Below are 15,674 nucleotides of genomic sequence, written 5' to 3'. Positions count from 1 at the left end.
CGCGTTTTGCGGGCTGGCGCAAAGCCCCCAAGCTTGCCATGCTGGATCCCGAAAGAACGGGGAGGGACCTGCCATGGCCAGCGAATACCGCATGCTGCACACGATGATTCGTGTGTTCGATCTCGACAAATCGATCGATTTCTACTGCAACAAGCTCGGCATGCTGCTCCTGCGCCGCAAGGATTTTCCGGACGGCAAATTCACGCTCGCCTTCGTGGGCTACGGCCCCGAGGAGACCAATGCCGTGATCGAACTCACGCATAATTGGGGGCAGACCGAGCCCTACCAGATCGGTACGGGCTTCGGCCATGTGGCGTTGGGCGTGAAGGACATCTACGGCGCCTGCGAAAAGCTCGCCGCCGCCGGTGCGAAAATTCCGCGCCCGCCTGGGCCGATGAAACACGGCACGAGCGTGATCGCGTTCGTCGAAGATCCCGACGGCTACAAGATCGAACTCGTGCAGAAGTAACGGAGGCGGCGATGTCGGCGTTTGCGCATGTGCCGCTTGCAAGCTATCGCCGCTATCCCGCATCCGAGATGGCGGCGCGTGCGGCCGAGTTCTACGCCGACATCAAACGGCGGCGCACGGTGCGCGAGTTCTCGCCCGAGCCTGTCCCGCGTGCTGTGATCGAAGACGCGATCCGGGCGGCCGGTACCTCACCTTCGGGCGCCAATCAGCAGCCCTGGTTCTTCGCGGTTGCGACCGACCCGGCGGTCAAAGCGCGCATCCGTGCGCTTGCCGAAGAGGAAGAGCGCGAATTCTATGCGCGCCGTGCCAGCGAAGAATGGCTCGAGGCGTTGGCCCCGCTGGGGACCGACGACCGCAAGCCGTTTCTTGAAACAGCCCCGGTGCTGATTGCGATCTTCCAGCAAAGCTGGGGGATCGGCCCCAACGGCGAGAAGATCAAACACTACTACGCGCCGGACTCCGTGGGCATTGCGACCGGATTTCTGATCGCGGCCTTGCACCATGCGGGGCTTGCCACGCTCACGCACACGCCGTCGCCGATGGGTTTCTTGAACGAAATCTTCGGCCGCCCGCCCAACGAAAAGCCGTTTGTTCTGCTGGTCGTTGGCTATCCAGCCGACGGCGTCAAAGTGCCGGATATCGCGAAAAAACCGCTGGCGCAGATCATGGATTGGCGCTGAGCCTGGGTAGTTTCCGCTGCTAGTCGATAGCGCCTTGGCGCGTCAGCGTTGCAGGGCCGTCGGGCGCTTTGTCCGGCGATTTGCCGTTGGCGCGCCGCTGGGCCGCCGGAAGGCTTTGCCATGCATCTCGAAAATTCCGTCGTCGCCGAATTCCCGGACCATCTTGCCGCCGAAGGGGCCGTCAAGGCGCTTGCCGAGAGCGGCTTTGCGATGAAGCAGCTGAGCGTGCTCGGTCGCGGCTACCATACGGAAGAAAAAGTCGTCGGTTTCTACAATACCGGCGAGCGCGTGCGCTTCTGGGGTCCGCGCGGTGCCTTCTGGGGCGCGTTGTGGGGCGTGTTTTTCGGCGGACTCTTCGTGGTGACGCCGATCGCAGGCCCGGTGGTTGCCCTCGGCTATCTCGGCGCGCTTGCGTTGGCCGCGATCGAAAACGCCGTGCTGGTCGGCGGCTTGAGTGCCGTCGGTGCAGCCCTCTACGGTCTCGGCGTGCCGAAAGACACGATCGTGCAGTATGAAATGTCGATCAAGGCCGACAAGTTTCTGGTTATGGCGCACGGTACGGCGGCCGAGATGACGCGCGCGAAGGCTGTGCTGGCATTCAAGCATCCGCTCAATCTCGACGAACATCGCGTCGCGGACGCTGCTGCTGGATCGACGCAGGGGCTAGCCCCCGCCCTTTAGTGCGCGATCCGGATCGACTGCCCGAGACGCTGCTGGGTTTCGTGCGGTCGACTGGGGTTTGGCACCAGACGGCGCTGTCGCTGCTGTCGGTCGCGGTGTTTGCGGCCTCGACGGCACCGCTCGAAATCCAGCGGCGCCTGATCGACGATGCGGTGGCCGGCAGTCCGGTTGCGGCGATCGTGTGGCTTGCTGTTGCCTATGCCGGGCTGGCGCTTGCCGAGGGTTTGCTGAAGCTCGGGCTCAACGTCTACCGCGCCTGGATCAGCGAGACGGCCGTGCGCGACCTGCGCGTGCGGTTCCGCCGACTGATCGATCAATTGCCGGCGGGTGCCACCGGCGCTGCCTCGCGCGGGGTTGGTGCTTCGGCGATCCTCATGGAGGCCGAACCCATCGGCGGTTTTGTCGGCGGTGCGGTCTCGGAGCCCGTGCTGCAAGGCGGCTTGCTTGCCAGCGTGTTCGGCTACATGCTGTATCTGCAGCCGTCCATGGCGCTGGTCGCGTTTGCGGCCCTGTCGCCGCAGGTGGTGTTCGTGCCGATGCTGCAGCGTGCCATCAATGCGCGCATCGCGGCGCGCATCGAAACGCTGCGCGCGGTCGGCAGCACCATCGCCGACGGGCCGACGGATGCCGACGCCGCCACGGCCGCGCAGGATGCGCGCATAGCACACGCCTTTGCGCTGAACATGGGCATCTACCAGCTTAAATTCTCGATGAACTTCCTGATGAACCTTTTGCACCATGCCGGCACGGCTTGCGTGCTTGCGGTCGGCGGCTGGTTCGTCGTTGCAGGCGAGGCGCAGATCGGCACGGTCGTGGCCTTCATCTCCGGCCTTGCGAAGGTCAACGACCCGTGGGGCGATTTGGTCGACTGGTATCGCGAACTCACCGCAACCGCGACCAAATACCGCCTCGCCGTCGCCGCCGCACGCACGCTTGATGCGGCAGGCGGCTAGCGCTTCAACCCCACCAGATCGCGGCGATAAGGGCGACGATCGCGACGGGGCCGACGGCTAAGCGCATCAAGCGCCAGAAAGACGGGCGGTTGTCGTTGACGGCGGGCGGCAGGCGGCGGCGGCCGAGCAGGGCAGGCGGGACGGCACGCGCAACGCTTGGATATTGCGTCGTCGTGCGCATCTGCCCCGTGCCGCGTTTGGCCATGACCCGCTTCCTCGCCCGCTTCTTCGGCCGCCGTCAGCGCTTGTCCATCGGCACGAACGGCCGATGGGCGGCACCCGTGTAGAGCTGGCGCGGGCGGCCGATCTTCTGCTCGGGATCTTCGATCATCTCGTTCCACTGCGCGATCCAGCCCGTGGTGCGCGCGAGTGCGAACAGGGCCGTGAACATCGCAACCGGGAAGCCCATCGCCTTCAGGATGATGCCCGAATAGAAATCGACGTTGGGATAGAGCTTCTTCGAGATGAAATATTCGTCCGACAGCGCGATGCGCTCGAGTTCCATCGCAATGTCGAGCAGCGGATCGGTCACGCCGAGTTCGCCCAGCACCTCTTTGCAGGTCGCGGCCATCACCTTGGCGCGTGGATCGTAGTTCTTGTAGACGCGGTGGCCGAAGCCCATCAGACGCACGCCTTCATTCTTGTCTTTGACGCGCTTGATGAACTCGGGGATTTTGTCTTTGGTGCCGATTTCGGCGAGCATCTTCAAGACGGCCTCGTTGGCGCCGCCGTGCGCCGGGCCCCATAGCGTGGCAATGCCGGCTGCGATGCACGCAAACGGATTGGCGCCCGACGAACCTGCGAGGCGCACGGTCGAGGTCGAGGCGTTCTGCTCGTGGTCGGCGTGCAAGATGAAGATCTTGTCCATCGCCTTGGCGAGAACGGGATTGACCTCGTAAGGCTCGCACGGCACGCCGAACGTCATCTGCAGGAAGTTGGCGGCATAGGCGTGATCGTTGCGCGGATGCATGAAGGGCTGGCCGACCGAATATTTGAAGGCCTGTGCCGCGATCGTCGGCATCTTCGCGATGAGGCGGTAGGAGGCAACCATGCGCTGGTGCGGATCGGAAATGTCGAGGCTGTCGTGGTAGAAGGCTGCCAAGCCGCCGACCACGCCGCACATGACGGCCATCGGATGCGCGTCGCGCCGGAAGCCGGAGAAGAAGCGGTTGATCTGCTCGTGCAGCATCGTGTGCAGCGTGATGTCGCGCTCGAACTTCTTCTTGTCCGTTGGGTTCGGCAGTTCGCCTTTGAGGATCAGATAGGCGACTTCCATGAAGTCGCAATGTTCGGCGAGGTCCTCGATCGCATAGCCGCGGTGCAGGAGGATGCCCGCATCGCCGTCGATATACGTGATCTTGGATTTGCAGGCCCCCGTCGAGGTGTAGCCGGGGTCGTAGGTGAAATAGCCGGTATCGCCGTAGAACTTGCGCACGTCGACAACTTGCGGCCCGACCGAACCAGACAGCACGGGCAGCTCGAATTGTTTTTTGGTCTGGTTGTCGATGACGGTGACAGTGGCTTTGTCCTGGGTCATGCGGCGGCTCTCTTTTTGATTTGTTCGCAGGTGCAGTATTGGAGCCTAGTGCTCGGCTTTTGGCAAGTCGTGACTGGTGAATTCAGGCGGGCGGTGCGGCCTGGAGCGCATCGTCGATGCGGCCAAGCGTCTCCGCCCGACCCAAAATCGTCATAACCTCGAAAATCGGTGGCGATGTACCCTGGCCCGACAGGGCCGCGCGCAAGGGCTGGGCCAGCGTGCCGAGTTTGACGCCGCTGGTTTCGCTTGCCGTCCGGAAGGCCGCTTCGAGGGCGGTGGCGGTCCAGTCTTCGGCTGCCGCGAGCACCGCGCGGCCTGCGCGCAGATGCGCGAGGCCTTCGCCCGCCAACAGTTTCTGCGCAGCCGTATCGAGCGCCAATGGCCGGGCCTGGACATAGAAGGTCGCAGCCTTGGCAAGTTCGAGCAGGGTCTTGGCGCGTGCCTTGAGTCCGGCCATGCCGGCGAGCAGACGCGTTTGCGCCAGTTCGTCGATCTTGGTTGCCGCCGCCGCTTCGATGAGCAGCGTTGCGGACGCCAGCAAATGCGCGTCGCTCGCCTCGCGCATGTAATGGCCGTTCACGCTGTCGAGCTTCTTGAAATCGAAACGCGCGGGGCTGCGGCCAATGCCGTCGAGATCGAACCATTCGATCGCCTGGGCGGTATCGACGATCTCGGCATCGCCATGGCCCCAGCCGAGGCGCAGCAGATAGTTGCGCATTGCCTCGGGCAGATAGCCCATGTCGCGATAGGCTTCGACCGCCAAGGCGCCATGGCGCTTGGAGAGCTTGGCGCCGTCGGGGCCGTGGATCAGGGGGATATGCGCGTAGACCGGCGTCGGCCACCCGAGCCGCTCGATGAGTTGCATCTGGCGCGCCGCATTGTTGAGATGGTCGTCGCCGCGCACGATGTGCGTGACCCCCATGTCGTAATCGTCGACGACGACCGACAGCATGTAGGTGGGCGTGCCGTCGGCGCGCAGCAGGATCATGTCGTCGAGCTGTTCGTTGCGCACCACGACGTCGCCTTGCACGCGGTCGCGGATCACGGATTCGCCGTCCTGGCGTGCTTTGAGGCGCACAACCGGCTTCACGCCGGCGGGGGCGTCTTTGGGATCGCGGTCGCGCCAGCGCCCGTCGTAGCGGATCGGCTTGCCGGCTGCTTTCTGGGCACTGCGCATCTCGTCGAGCTCTTGCGGGCTCGCATAGCAGAAATAGGCCCCGCCTTTGGCCATCAGCTCGTGCGCCACGGCCGCGTGCCGGTCCATGCGCGCGAACTGGAACACAACGTCTCCGTCCCAGTCGAGGCCGAGCCATTTGAGGCCGTTCAGAATCGCTTCGGTCGCCTCGGGCGTGGAGCGCGCGCGGTCGGTGTCCTCGATGCGCAGCAGGAATTTGCCGCCGACATGTTTGGCGTAGAGCCAGTTGAACAGGGCCGTGCGGGCCCCGCCGATATGCAGATAGCCGGTCGGCGAGGGGGCGAAGCGGCAGACGATTGGCGCGGCGGCGTTGTTTGTCATGGCAAAATCAGGCTACATCTATAGGTGAGAGGTGCTGCGGCTCAACCGCGTGCTTCTCCTATCATGGGGCCGCCAGGATGCACAGGCCGCAGGCAGCATCGGCAGATGACGTACGCCGATGGCCGACCGGGCAAGAGTTCTGGCTTCGTACGCTCGAGAGCGAGCGGCCGCAGTTGGCTTTGTGGCTGCCGGTGCTGCTGGGCACCGGCATTGCCCTTTATTTCGCACTTGATCGCGAGCCCGAGGCTTGGATCGCGCCGACTTTCCTGGCGGTGGCGATCGTGTTTGCCGCCCTGGGCCGCAGTATCGGCAGCGTGTTTGTGGCAGCGGTTGCGTTGGCGGCGATTTCGCTTGGCTTTACTGTCGCGCATTGGCGCAGCCACGATGTGGCAGCCCCAGTGCTCGAGCGACGGTTGGCTTCCGTATCGGTTACGGGCCGCATCGTGGCGATCGAAGCGCGTGCCGAGGGCGAGCGCATCCTGCTCGACCGGCTTGCGATCGCGGGGCTCCCGCCGTCGCAAACGCCCGAACGCATCCGCGTGCGCCTCGACAATGTCGGCGACCTGCGGCCGGGCGACGAAATCCGCCTCGCGCGCGTGTCGTTGCTGCCCCCGCCGGGCCCGAGTGCACCGGGCGCTTTTGATTTCGCACGCCAAGCTTGGTTCGACCAGCTTGGCGGTGTGGGCAGTGCGCGAGGGGCGGCCGAGCTCATCGCGCGCGGCGAGATCTCCGACTGGCGCTTGGCGATGAATGCGCTGCGCGCAAATGTCGTCGCGCGCATCCGCGCGGTGCTGCCCGATCCAGCGGGGGCGATCGCGATCGCCCTGATCGCGGGCGAGCAGGGGGCCGTGTCGGCCGATGCGCTCGCGGCGTTCCGCGATTCAGGGCTCCAGCACATTCTGTCGATCTCGGGGCTGCATATCGGCATGGTCGCGGGCATTGTTTTCTTTGCCGTGCGGCTTGGGTTGGCACTGGTGCCGCGCGCCGCCCTCTATTGGAACACTAAAAAGATCGCCGCCGTTGCGGCCTTCCTCGCGATCAGCTTCTACGCGGCGTTTGCCGTGCAGAGCGTACCTACGCAGCGCTCGTGGCTGATGACGAGCGTGGTGTTGGCGGCGATTTTGATCGACCGCCAGGCGATCACGCTGCGGCTCGTCGCGTGGGCGGCCGGGCTCATTCTGCTGGTCATGCCCGAAGCGCTCGTCTCGGCGAGTTTCCAGATGTCGTTTGCGGCCGTGACGGCGTTGGTCGCGGCATGGGAGGCAGCGCGCGCGCCTTTTGCGCGCGCACGTGCCAATGGGGGCTGGGGTGCGAAAGCGCTGGTATGGCTCGCGGGCACCGTGATGACGTCGCTGGTGGCAGGCATGGCGAGTGCCCCGTTCGCACTCTACCATTTCAATCGCTTCACCGTGTTCGGGCTGCTCGCCAATTTGCTGGCGGTGCCGCTCACCGGCCTTTGGGTAATGCCGTGGGCGCTGGCGGCCGGCCTCTTGCTGCCGTTCGGCCTCGAGGCGTTGGCGCTGGTGCCGCTCGGTCGGGGGGTGGACGGGTTGCTCGCTATCGCCAAATGGGTCGCGGGGCTCGATGGGGCGGTCGCCTTGCTTCCGGCCATGCCGGTTTGGGGTCTTGTTGCCGTGTCGGTGGGGCTCGTGTGGTTGTGCCTGTGGCGCAGTGTGTGGCGCCTTGGCGGTGCGGTACCGATCGCGGTCGGTTTGGCTGGGCTCGCGACGATGGTGCCGCCCGACATTCTCGTGTCGGGCGACGGGCGGTTGATGGCCGTGCGCGACGCCGACGGGCGGCTCACGCTTTCGGTGCCGCGCGGCGACCGTTTTGCGCGCGACACCTGGCTGCGGCGCGACGGGCTCGAAGAAGCCGAAAGCTGGCCGCGCAACGGCACCAACGCCGACGGCCGGCTCGAATGCCGGCCCAGCGACTGCGTCTATCGCGTCAATGGGACGAGTGTGGCGATCGTGCGCCAGGCGCGGGTGCTGCCGGTGGCGTGCCGGGATCGCGATTTGGTGATCGCGACCGTCAATCTGTTTGCGGTGTGTCGGGCGGCGGCGGGGCAGACGATCGACCGGGCCGATCTGCTGCGCGACGGGGCCCACGCGATTTGGATCGAGGCGAACGGAATCCGCATTGAAACCGTGCGGGCCGCACGCGGCGATCGGCCGTGGGTCCCGCCCGCCCGAGACACCACGCAGCCGAGGCTCGTTCCCGCCGTGCCTGGTGCAAGCCCGGACGCGGCGGGATTCTAGTTCGAGGTCAGTGGAAGCGGCGCATTAGGCCGACGAGCTTGCCCTGCACGCGCACGCGGTCGGGGCCAAAGATGCGCGTCTCGTAGGCTTTGTTGGCGGGCTCGAGCGCGATGGACGCGCCGCGGCGGCGGAAGCGCTTCAGCGTGACTTCCTGCTCGTCGATCAGCGCCACGACGATCTGGCCGTTGTCGGCCGTATCGACCTTCTGGATCAGCACCGTGTCGCCGTCGAGAATGCCGGCCTCGACCATCGAATCGCCGGCGACTTCGAGGGCGAAATGCTCGCCGCGGCTCAGCATCTGCGGCGGCACGTCGACCGTGTTGGAATTGTCGCGCATCGCCTCGATCGGCAGACCTGCGGCAATGCGGCCGTAGAGCGGCAGCTTGACGACTTCGACGCCGACCGGAGCAAGTGTGTGCGCCGTGCGGAACTCGTTCTTGACGACTTGCGGGCGGAAGCCGCGCGCGGTTTCGCCGCCCGGACCGCCCGGATTGGCGACCAAAGCCGGGCCCGAGGCGGGCTTTAGGCCCTGGGCTTGCAGATTGTCCGGCAGACGTACGACTTCAAGCGCGCGCGCGCGATGCGGCAGGCGACGGATGAAACCGCGCTCCTCGAGGCCCGTAATCAGGCGGTGGATGCCTGATTTGGATTTGAGGCCGAGCGCGTCTTTCATCTCGTCGAACGACGGCGGCACGCCGACATCGGCCAAGCGCTGGTTGATGAGCAGCAGCAGCTCGTATTGTTTGCGGGTCAACATGGGGCAACACCTGTTTTTTTGGCGCGCACGTGCGTGCGGCACCGGATTGCAGCTGCGGCTGGTTTTTGGGCAGAACCGCAAGCGCTAGGCGCTCTTAGGGGCGGTATCCACAACATCCCGTAAACGAAGCCGCAACAGTCACGAACTGTTCTAGTTTGGTTCGAGCCTATCGTCAAGCTTTATCCACAGACGGGGGCGAGTTCCACGAATTGCACGCTGTCGCCTTGCTTGGCCGCAGGCGCATGAGGGGGCCGCACAACGAGCCCGTCGGCGGTCGCGAGCAGGGCCAGCATCGAACTGTCCTGGCGCGCGAACGGGGTTGCAACGAGGTTGCCGTTTTCGTCTGCGGCAATCTTGGCGCGCAGATAGTCTTCGCGCATGTCGTTGGCCGCAAGATCGCAGCCGAGGATGGCGCGCCGCCGTTTGGGTAGCGGATTGGCCCGGCCCAGCATCGTCGCGAGGATCGGTCCCAGGAACAAAACGGCGCACACGAGCGACGACACCGGATTGCCGGGCAAGCCCAGCATCGGCACGTCGCCATAGCGCCCGAACATCAGCGGTTTGCCGGGGCGCATCGCGATTTGCCAGAAATCGAGGGCAAGCCCGCTTTGGCCCAAGGCCGCACGCACGAGATCGTGGTCGCCGACGGAAGCCCCGCCGGTCGTGACCAACAGATCGGCCCCGCGCGCACCTGCGGCCAACGCTTGCAAGGCTTCGGTTGTGTCGGGTGCGATCGGCAGCACGCTTGCAATCCCGCCCGCCTGTTCGACGAAGGCGGCAAGGGCCGCACTGTTCGACGAGACGATCTGGCCGGGCAGGGGCTCCGTGCCGGGCAGCACGATTTCGTCGCCGGTGGCGAGGATTGCAACGCGCGGCCGTCGCCGCACTTCAAGCCAGGCATGGTTCGTGGCGGCCGCAAGGCCGATCTGGCGCGGTCCCAACACGGTGCCGGCGGGAAGCAGATTCTGGCCGCGCTTGAAATCGAGCCCGGCCGGCCGCACGAAGCGCCCGACGGGCTCGCTCTGTTTGGCGCGGATCCGGTCGCCGTCGGCTTCGGCGTTTTCCTGGATGAGGATCGTATCCGCCCCCTCAGGCACGATCGCACCCGTGAAGATGCGCACGCATTCGCCTTGGCCAATGCGGCCTGGAAATGGATGCCCGGCCGGTGCGGTGCCGATCTGGCGCAAGCTTGCGGGTGCATTCGTGATGTCGGCTGCGCGCACGGCATAGCCGTCCATGGCCGAAACGGCGGCGGGCGGCTGCGTGAGTTTGGCGACGAGATCGACCGCCAATGTGCGGCCCGCACTTTGCGCCAGCGATACGGTCTCGGCACCCACGGGGCCGAGGGCCGCCAGAATGCGCGCTTGGGCTTCCGCGACCGCCAGCATCAGGCTTGCTCGAACAGGCCGGACTTGCCGCCTTCTTTGCGCACGAGGCGGATCGCCTCGATGCGCATGCCGCGGTCGACCGATTTGCACATGTCGTAGACCGTGAGGGCCGCGACCGACACGGCCGTCAGCGCTTCCATCTCGACGCCGGTCTGGCCGGTGAGCCCGACCGTCGCTTCGATTTCGACGGCACTTGCCGCTTCGTCGATCGAAAGCTCGACTGAAACGCTGGACAAAGCGAGCGGGTGACACAGCGGAATAAGCTCGTGAGTCTTCTTGGCAGCCATAATGCCGGCAAGCTGGGCGACCGCCAGCACGTCGCCCTTCTTGAAGCCGCGGCCCTGGATCAAGCGCAGCGTGTCCGGCGACACGCAGACACGCCCGCGCGCGGTGGCACGGCGCTGTGTGTGTTCCTTTGTGCCGACATCGACCATCACGGCATTGCCGGCGGCGTCGAAATGGGTGAGATCGCGGCTCATGCCGAGACCTGGGCGCGGGCGAGCAGGCTGCGCGTGGCGGCTTCCACGTCCGTCTGCAGCATCAGGCTTTCGCCGACGAGGAAGGCGGCAGCACCTGCCGCTTCAAGCCGCGCGATATCGCCCGGATTGCGAATACCGCTCTCGGCGACGAGCAGCCGGTCGCGCGGGACGAGCGGGGCGAGGGCCTCGAACGTCGCAAGATCGACGGCAAGCGTCTTGAGATTGCGGTTGTTGACGCCGATCAGCGTCTCGGCCCCGTTTGCCGCCCCCTTGGGCAACGTGAGGGCGCGCGCCATTTCGGCCGCATCGTGCACTTCGGCAAGCACGTCGAGCCCGAGATCGAGCGCCGTCTCGCACAGATCCTGCGCCTGGCAATCGTCGAGGGCAGCGAGAATCAGCAGCGCGCAATCGGCCCCGAGCGCACGCGTTTCGCGCAGCTGGTAGCCATCGACGACAAAATCTTTGCGTAAGGTCGGCAAGGCGACGGCCGCGTGTGCCTGTTGGAGATACGCATCTCTGCCCTGGAAATAGGCTTCGTCGGTCAGCACGGAGAGGCACGTGGCCCCGCCATTGCGATAGGCCTCGGCCAAGCGTGCCGGATCGAAATCGGCGCGGATGAGACCCTTGGAGGGCGAGGCTTTTTTGATCTCGGCGATCAGCGCCACGTCGCCCGCTTGTGCACGCTTGCGCAAGCTCTTGGCAAAGCCGCGCACTCTGGGTGCGTGCGGAAGTTTTGCGGCAAGCGCTTCTTCGGGCACGGCCGCCCGGCGTGCTGCGACTTCGACGCGCTTGTCGGCAAGGATGCGGGAAAGAACGTCGCTCATGCGCCGGACCGATTGGTGATGTCGACGAGTGCGTCGAGGGCGGCGAGCGCTTTGCCGCTGTCGATCGCGGAGGCTGCTTGGGCCACACCTTCGCGCAGATCGGCGGCGGCATCGGCAATCACGAGTACGGCGGCCGCGTTCAGCAGCACGACGTCGCGTATCGGGCCTTTGGCCCCGCCCAAAAGGGCGCGCATTGTCGCGGCGTTTTCGGCCGGCGTGCCGCCTTTGAGGTCGGCGGCCTTGGCAAGCGGCAGGCCCGCTTGTTCGGGGCTAACTTCGAATTCGCGCACCGCACCGTCTTTGAATTCGGCCACATGGGTGGGGCCGGTCGTGGTGATTTCATCGAGCCCGTCCGAGCCGTGCACGACCCAGGCGCGCTCCGAGCCGAGGCGGCCGAGTGTATGCGCAAGCGGGGCGACCCATTTGCGCGCGAACACGCCGACGAGCTGGCGCTTGACCCCGGCCGGATTCGACAACGGCCCCAGCAGATTGAAGATCGTGCGCGTGCCCATTTCGACGCGCACGCCCGCGACGTGGCGCGTGGCCGAATGGTGGCGCGGCGCCATCATGAAGCCCACACCCGCTTTCGAGATCGCGTATTCGACGAGCTTCAGATCGCACTCGATATTGACGCCGAGGGCTGTCAGCACATCGGCCGCACCCGATTTGGACGTGAACGCGCGGTTGCCGTGTTTGGCGACCTTCTGGCCGCAGCCCGCGAGCACGAACGAGGCGGCCGTCGAAATGTTGAACGAGCCCGAGGCGTCGCCGCCCGTGCCCACCGCTTCGACCGCACCTTCGGGGGCGACGACCTTGAGGGCTTTGGCGCGCATCGTGCGCGCGGCCGCCGCGATCTCGTCGACGGTTTCGCCGCGCAAGCGCAGCGCCATCAGAAAAGCGCCCATCTGGGCGGGTGTCGCATTGCCCGACATGACGATTTCGAACGCGTCGCCGGCTTCGCTTTCGGTCAGCGCATGGCCGTCGGCCACACGCGCGATCAGCGCTTTGAGTTGCGTCATGTCGCCCGGCATTCGGCTGTCTCCCGCCCGTTCTTGGTGCGCCCTTGGAAAATCGATCCGGCGCTTATAGCAGCAACTTCATGCCCCTACAAAGGGCCGCGCGCCGCGTGGATGGCCTCGGTCAGCATCGAATCCGTGAGCCCCTGCGGATCGATCACGCGCTCGGTCGGGATCGTGAAGGACACGGTCGTGCCCTTGCCCGGAATGGAGGCGATCGCGAGCGTGCCGCCATGCATCTCGACGATGGCTTTGGTCAGCGGCAGGCCAAGACCGGTTCCTTCATGTTTGCGGCTCAAGCTGCTTTCGACCTGGCGGAACGGCTGCAGGGCGGTGGGGATGTCTTGCGGGCGCATGCCGATGCCGGTGTCGGTCACGCGCACGACGAGGCTGCCGTCGGACACGCGGGCACCCGACAGGCCCACGCTGCCGCCCGCCGGCGTGAACTTGATCGCGTTGGACAGAAGATTGAGCAGGATCTGCTTGAGCTTCACCCGGTCGGCCCAGATCGGCGGGAACTCGTCGAAATCGGCGATCGCAAGGGAGAGATTTCCGCGTTGCGCGCGGTCGTCGACGAGGCGCACGCACGCGTCGACGACTTCCGCCAGCGACACTTGCTCTTCGCGCAAGGTCGCCTGGCGCGCTTCGATCTTGGAGAGGTCGAGAATGTCGTTGATGAGCGTCAGCAGATGGCGGCCGGACTCGCGGATGTCGCGCGCGTATTCCTCGTAGCGCGCGTCGCCCAAGGGGCCGAAGAGCCGGTCGGTCATGATCTCGGAGAAGCCGATGATGGCGTTAAGCGGCGTGCGCAGCTCGTGGCTCATATTGGCGAGGAATTGCGACTTCGAGCGGTCGGCAAGTTCGGCCTGTTCTTTGGCCAGACGCAACGCTTCTTGGGCCGCTTCGCGGTCGCTGATGTCGGTGAAGCTCGAGACCGAGCCGCCGTCCGAGAGCGGCTGCACGTCGATCTCGACCGTGCGCCCGTCGGCCATGTCGATCGTGAATTTGCTCGGCGTTTTCGCGCGCAGGGCGGCGAGCGTTCTTTCGACCAGCTGCTCGGGCTTGTCGGTGCGGAACGCGCCGCGTGCGATCGTCGCGCGCATCACCGTTTCGACCGCGGTGCCGGGGACGACGTCGCCTTCCTCGATGTTGCCGATCTCGAGATAGCGGCGGTTGTAGACGACGATACGCTGCTCGGCGTCGCACACGCACATGCCCTGCGCCATGTTTGCAAGTGCGAGTTCGAGTTGCGCTCGCAGCGTCGTGAGTGCCGCATCGGCCGCGATGCGGTCGGTGACGTCGAGCAGGATGCCGTCCCACAGGATCGAGCCGGCGGCCTCCAAGCGCGGGCGGGCGGTGACCTCGATCGAGAGTATCCGGCCGTCGGCATGGCGCGCGCGACCGATCCAGCTCACCGCCGACATGTCGTGCGCCGAGCTCTCGAACGCGTCCTTGAAGCGCTGCAGATCTTCGGCAAGCAGGATCGCGCGCAGCGAGCCGCCGCTGAGGCGCATCACGCGTTCGGCCGAAAAGCCGAACAGCTCCTCGAGGGCCGCGCCGATCCACACGATGTTCGTGCGCCCGTTGGGCAAGCGGCGGCGCTGGAACACCACGCCCGGGATATTGGCGACGAGCGACTGGTAGCGCTGGTCCGACTGGCGCAAGCTGCGCTCGCTTTCCTCGACGCGGCCCAAATGCCGCGACAAAGCGAGGATCAGGAAGACGACCGAGGCCAGCACCAGCACCGAAAACGGCACCGACACCTGCAGCGACTGGCGCCATTCCGCTAGGAAATCTTCGGGCGCCACGCCGCCATATACGACCCAGCCGCGCCCCGGCACGGGGGTGAAGGCGAAGAGCCGGTCGATGCCGTCGATGCTGGCCGAACGCTCGGTCAGCGTTTCGTTCTGGCTGAAGGCGCGCAAGGCGATCGGGAACGTGGCCGCCGACACAACCGATCCGCGGTCGGCAGCGGGCACGCGAACCACCAGATGGCTGCGCACGTCGACGATCGCGAAGATGCTGCGCCGGCCGCTGTCCAGGCGTTTGAAAATGCGTTCGAAGGCCATGCGCGGGATCTCCGCAACGATGAGGCCGTACTGGCCATTGTCGCGCCCGATCACGGGGGCCGAGATCGCGATGCAGCCCTGGCAGCTCGGCCCGTCGTCCACGGGCGGATCGACCACGCTCAGCAGCACGCCGTCGCCGACCGTGGCCATGAACGCGCGATGCGCAAACGAAGTGCCCGGCAGGGTCGCGTCGCTCGACGCGCGAACCAGACCGTTTTTGTCGATCGCCATGAGCCGGCCGATCGCGGGTTCGGCGGCCGCAAAGCGCATCAGCATTTCCGAGATGCGTGTCAAGTCGGCGCCTTGCTGCCAATATTCGATTTCCGCAAGATCGACGGCCGCCGCCAGCACGCCCAAATCGACTGCCGCCAGCGTGCGCGCGACCTGCTCGCCCAGGACGTTGGTGATGTTGCGAATTTCGCGCTCGGCCGCGCGCGCGGCTTGCTCGGCGTTGGCGCGCGCGTTGTAGACGAAATAGGCCATGAACGCGACGCTGATGCCGACGGCAAGGCCGATCAGTCCCCAACGAAAGCGCGAATAGCCGAGAGACAGCGGGCCGCGCCTAAGCGAACGGCCGTCGCTGTCGCTAGACAGCATTGTTGCGCCGCGCGGAGATCGACATGCGGCAGCTTCGCGCGTCGATCGTGGCACGCAGGCTGTCGGCCGACAGCACGCCTTCGAGCACGTGGCTCTCGCCCTGGAAAAACACGTTCGCGACGAACCTGCCGTTTGCTTCGACGTAGCTCGAGGCGCGGACCGGCGTGCGCGTCGGATTTTCGGAGTCCGTAAACTCCATCGCGAGTTCGCCGAGCTTCAGCGTGGCGCGTAGGGCATAACGCCGCTCGCAGCGCGATTCAGGCCCTGTGCTACGGAGGCCTTCGCCCACGAACACGCCGTCGGCCGCCGAAATCGCCCCGCCGCCGCCGCGCACGCTGCACGCGGCGAGCGCCAAAGCCATGCCGACGATGCCAAACCAGCGCCATGTCGGTTCGCGCAAGCGCTTCATTTTGCTTGTTCCCTTGTTGAACGCCGGAGTCTCGCCTGTTG

Annotated in this window: 15 protein-coding genes; 5 read left to right on the top strand and 10 right to left on the bottom strand. The window is 65.9% G+C overall.

Annotation, left to right across the window (positions count from 1 at the left end; all coding sequences use genetic code 11):
- Nucleotides 1-73 precede the first annotated feature (73 nt).
- The 4 genes from gloA to O9320_20090 all read left to right on the top strand — a co-directional run bounded on the left by gloA (nt 74) and on the right by O9320_20090 (nt 2,783).
- Nucleotides 74-469 (top strand): lactoylglutathione lyase, encoded by a 396-nt coding sequence (gene gloA / locus O9320_20105; protein MCZ8313156.1) that lies wholly within the window; start codon nt 74-76, stop codon nt 467-469.
- Between the two features lie 11 nt (nt 470-480).
- A complete protein-coding gene (locus O9320_20100; protein ID MCZ8313155.1) occupies nt 481-1,149 on the top strand; it encodes a nitroreductase family protein in 669 nt (222 codons plus the stop codon).
- Nucleotides 1,150-1,269: 120 nt separating this feature from the next.
- Nucleotides 1,270-1,830: a DUF1269 domain-containing protein gene (locus O9320_20095; GenBank protein MCZ8313154.1), complete on the top strand. Its 561-nt coding sequence runs from the start codon at nt 1,270-1,272 to the stop codon at nt 1,828-1,830.
- Nucleotides 1,830-2,783 (top strand): ABC transporter transmembrane domain-containing protein, encoded by a 954-nt coding sequence (locus tag O9320_20090; GenBank protein ID MCZ8313153.1) that lies wholly within the window; start codon nt 1,830-1,832, stop codon nt 2,781-2,783. Before O9320_20095 ends, O9320_20090 begins: the two co-directional genes overlap by 1 nt.
- 4 nt (nt 2,784-2,787) lie before the next feature.
- On the opposite strand, the gene O9320_20085 is transcribed toward O9320_20090, so the two are convergent.
- The 3 genes from O9320_20085 to gltX form a co-directional block, all read right to left on the bottom strand.
- Complete coding sequence (locus tag O9320_20085; protein ID MCZ8313152.1) at nt 2,788-2,988, bottom strand: hypothetical protein; 201 nt, start codon at nt 2,986-2,988, stop codon at nt 2,788-2,790.
- 33 nt (nt 2,989-3,021) lie between these two features.
- Nucleotides 3,022-4,320, bottom strand: a complete 1,299-nt coding sequence (locus tag O9320_20080) for a citrate synthase (protein MCZ8313151.1) — start codon at nt 4,318-4,320, stop codon at nt 3,022-3,024.
- Between the two features lie 82 nt (nt 4,321-4,402).
- Nucleotides 4,403-5,836 carry a glutamate--tRNA ligase gene (gene gltX, locus O9320_20075; protein MCZ8313150.1) on the bottom strand — a complete coding sequence of 478 codons (1,434 nt, stop codon included), beginning with the start codon at nt 5,834-5,836 and terminating at the stop codon, nt 4,403-4,405.
- 77 nt (nt 5,837-5,913) lie between these two features.
- Between gltX and O9320_20070 the strand changes: the two genes are divergently transcribed.
- Nucleotides 5,914-8,094 carry a ComEC/Rec2 family competence protein gene (locus O9320_20070; protein ID MCZ8313149.1) on the top strand — a complete coding sequence of 727 codons (2,181 nt, stop codon included), beginning with the start codon at nt 5,914-5,916 and terminating at the stop codon, nt 8,092-8,094.
- 7 nt (nt 8,095-8,101) lie between these two features.
- On the opposite strand, the gene lexA is transcribed toward O9320_20070, so the two are convergent.
- The 7 genes from lexA to O9320_20035 form a co-directional block, all read right to left on the bottom strand.
- The gene (gene lexA, locus O9320_20065) at nt 8,102-8,851 is read right to left on the bottom strand and encodes a transcriptional repressor LexA (protein MCZ8313148.1); all 750 of its coding nucleotides are present in this window, start codon (nt 8,849-8,851) and stop codon (nt 8,102-8,104) included.
- Nucleotides 8,852-9,030: 179 nt separating this feature from the next.
- Nucleotides 9,031-10,239 carry a molybdopterin molybdotransferase MoeA gene (locus O9320_20060; protein ID MCZ8313147.1) on the bottom strand — a complete coding sequence of 403 codons (1,209 nt, stop codon included), beginning with the start codon at nt 10,237-10,239 and terminating at the stop codon, nt 9,031-9,033.
- The gene (gene moaC, locus O9320_20055; GenBank protein ID MCZ8313146.1) at nt 10,239-10,718 is read right to left on the bottom strand and encodes a cyclic pyranopterin monophosphate synthase MoaC; all 480 of its coding nucleotides are present in this window, start codon (nt 10,716-10,718) and stop codon (nt 10,239-10,241) included. The genes O9320_20060 and moaC overlap by 1 nt, the downstream gene beginning before the upstream one ends.
- Nucleotides 10,715-11,542 carry an indole-3-glycerol phosphate synthase TrpC gene (gene trpC / locus O9320_20050; GenBank protein ID MCZ8313145.1) on the bottom strand — a complete coding sequence of 276 codons (828 nt, stop codon included), beginning with the start codon at nt 11,540-11,542 and terminating at the stop codon, nt 10,715-10,717. Before trpC ends, moaC begins: the two co-directional genes overlap by 4 nt.
- On the bottom strand, nt 11,539-12,573 hold the full coding sequence (gene trpD / locus O9320_20045) for an anthranilate phosphoribosyltransferase (protein MCZ8313144.1): 1,035 nt from the start codon (nt 12,571-12,573) through the stop codon (nt 11,539-11,541). The genes trpC and trpD overlap by 4 nt, the downstream gene beginning before the upstream one ends.
- A 74-nt stretch (nt 12,574-12,647) precedes the next feature.
- The gene (locus O9320_20040) at nt 12,648-15,224 is read right to left on the bottom strand and encodes a PAS-domain containing protein (protein MCZ8313143.1); all 2,577 of its coding nucleotides are present in this window, start codon (nt 15,222-15,224) and stop codon (nt 12,648-12,650) included.
- Entirely contained in the window at nt 15,214-15,633 is a 420-nt protein-coding gene (locus O9320_20035) for a hypothetical protein (protein ID MCZ8313142.1), read from the bottom strand. The genes O9320_20040 and O9320_20035 overlap by 11 nt, the downstream gene beginning before the upstream one ends.
- Between the last annotated feature and the right edge of the window lie 41 nt (nt 15,634-15,674).

The organism is Magnetospirillum sp. (assembly GCA_027532905.1).
Classification (GTDB): Bacteria; Pseudomonadota; Alphaproteobacteria; order CACIAM-22H2; family CACIAM-22H2; genus Tagaea.
The sequence above is the reverse complement of the archived record's forward strand: the minus strand, read 5'-3'. Positions and strand labels throughout refer to the sequence as shown.

Coding starts and splice junctions, on each gene's coding strand:
- gloA (MCZ8313156.1), top strand. CDS start 74: ATGGCCAGCGAATACCGCATGCTGCACACGATGATTCGTGTGTTCGAT.
- O9320_20100 (MCZ8313155.1), top strand. CDS start 481: ATGTCGGCGTTTGCGCATGTGCCGCTTGCAAGCTATCGCCGCTATCCC.
- O9320_20095 (MCZ8313154.1), top strand. CDS start 1,270: ATGCATCTCGAAAATTCCGTCGTCGCCGAATTCCCGGACCATCTTGCC.
- O9320_20085 (MCZ8313152.1), bottom strand. CDS start 2,988: ATGGCCAAACGCGGCACGGGGCAGATGCGCACGACGACGCAATATCCA.
- O9320_20080 (MCZ8313151.1), bottom strand. CDS start 4,320: ATGACCCAGGACAAAGCCACTGTCACCGTCATCGACAACCAGACCAAA.
- gltX (MCZ8313150.1), bottom strand. CDS start 5,836: ATGACAAACAACGCCGCCGCGCCAATCGTCTGCCGCTTCGCCCCCTCG.
- O9320_20070 (MCZ8313149.1), top strand. CDS start 5,914: ATGCACAGGCCGCAGGCAGCATCGGCAGATGACGTACGCCGATGGCCG.
- lexA (MCZ8313148.1), bottom strand. CDS start 8,851: ATGTTGACCCGCAAACAATACGAGCTGCTGCTGCTCATCAACCAGCGC.
- O9320_20060 (MCZ8313147.1), bottom strand. CDS start 10,239: ATGCTGGCGGTCGCGGAAGCCCAAGCGCGCATTCTGGCGGCCCTCGGC.
- moaC (MCZ8313146.1), bottom strand. CDS start 10,718: ATGAGCCGCGATCTCACCCATTTCGACGCCGCCGGCAATGCCGTGATG.
- trpC (MCZ8313145.1), bottom strand. CDS start 11,542: ATGAGCGACGTTCTTTCCCGCATCCTTGCCGACAAGCGCGTCGAAGTC.
- trpD (MCZ8313144.1), bottom strand. CDS start 12,573: ATGCCGGGCGACATGACGCAACTCAAAGCGCTGATCGCGCGTGTGGCC.
- O9320_20040 (MCZ8313143.1), bottom strand. CDS start 15,224: ATGCTGTCTAGCGACAGCGACGGCCGTTCGCTTAGGCGCGGCCCGCTG.
- O9320_20035 (MCZ8313142.1), bottom strand. CDS start 15,633: ATGAAGCGCTTGCGCGAACCGACATGGCGCTGGTTTGGCATCGTCGGC.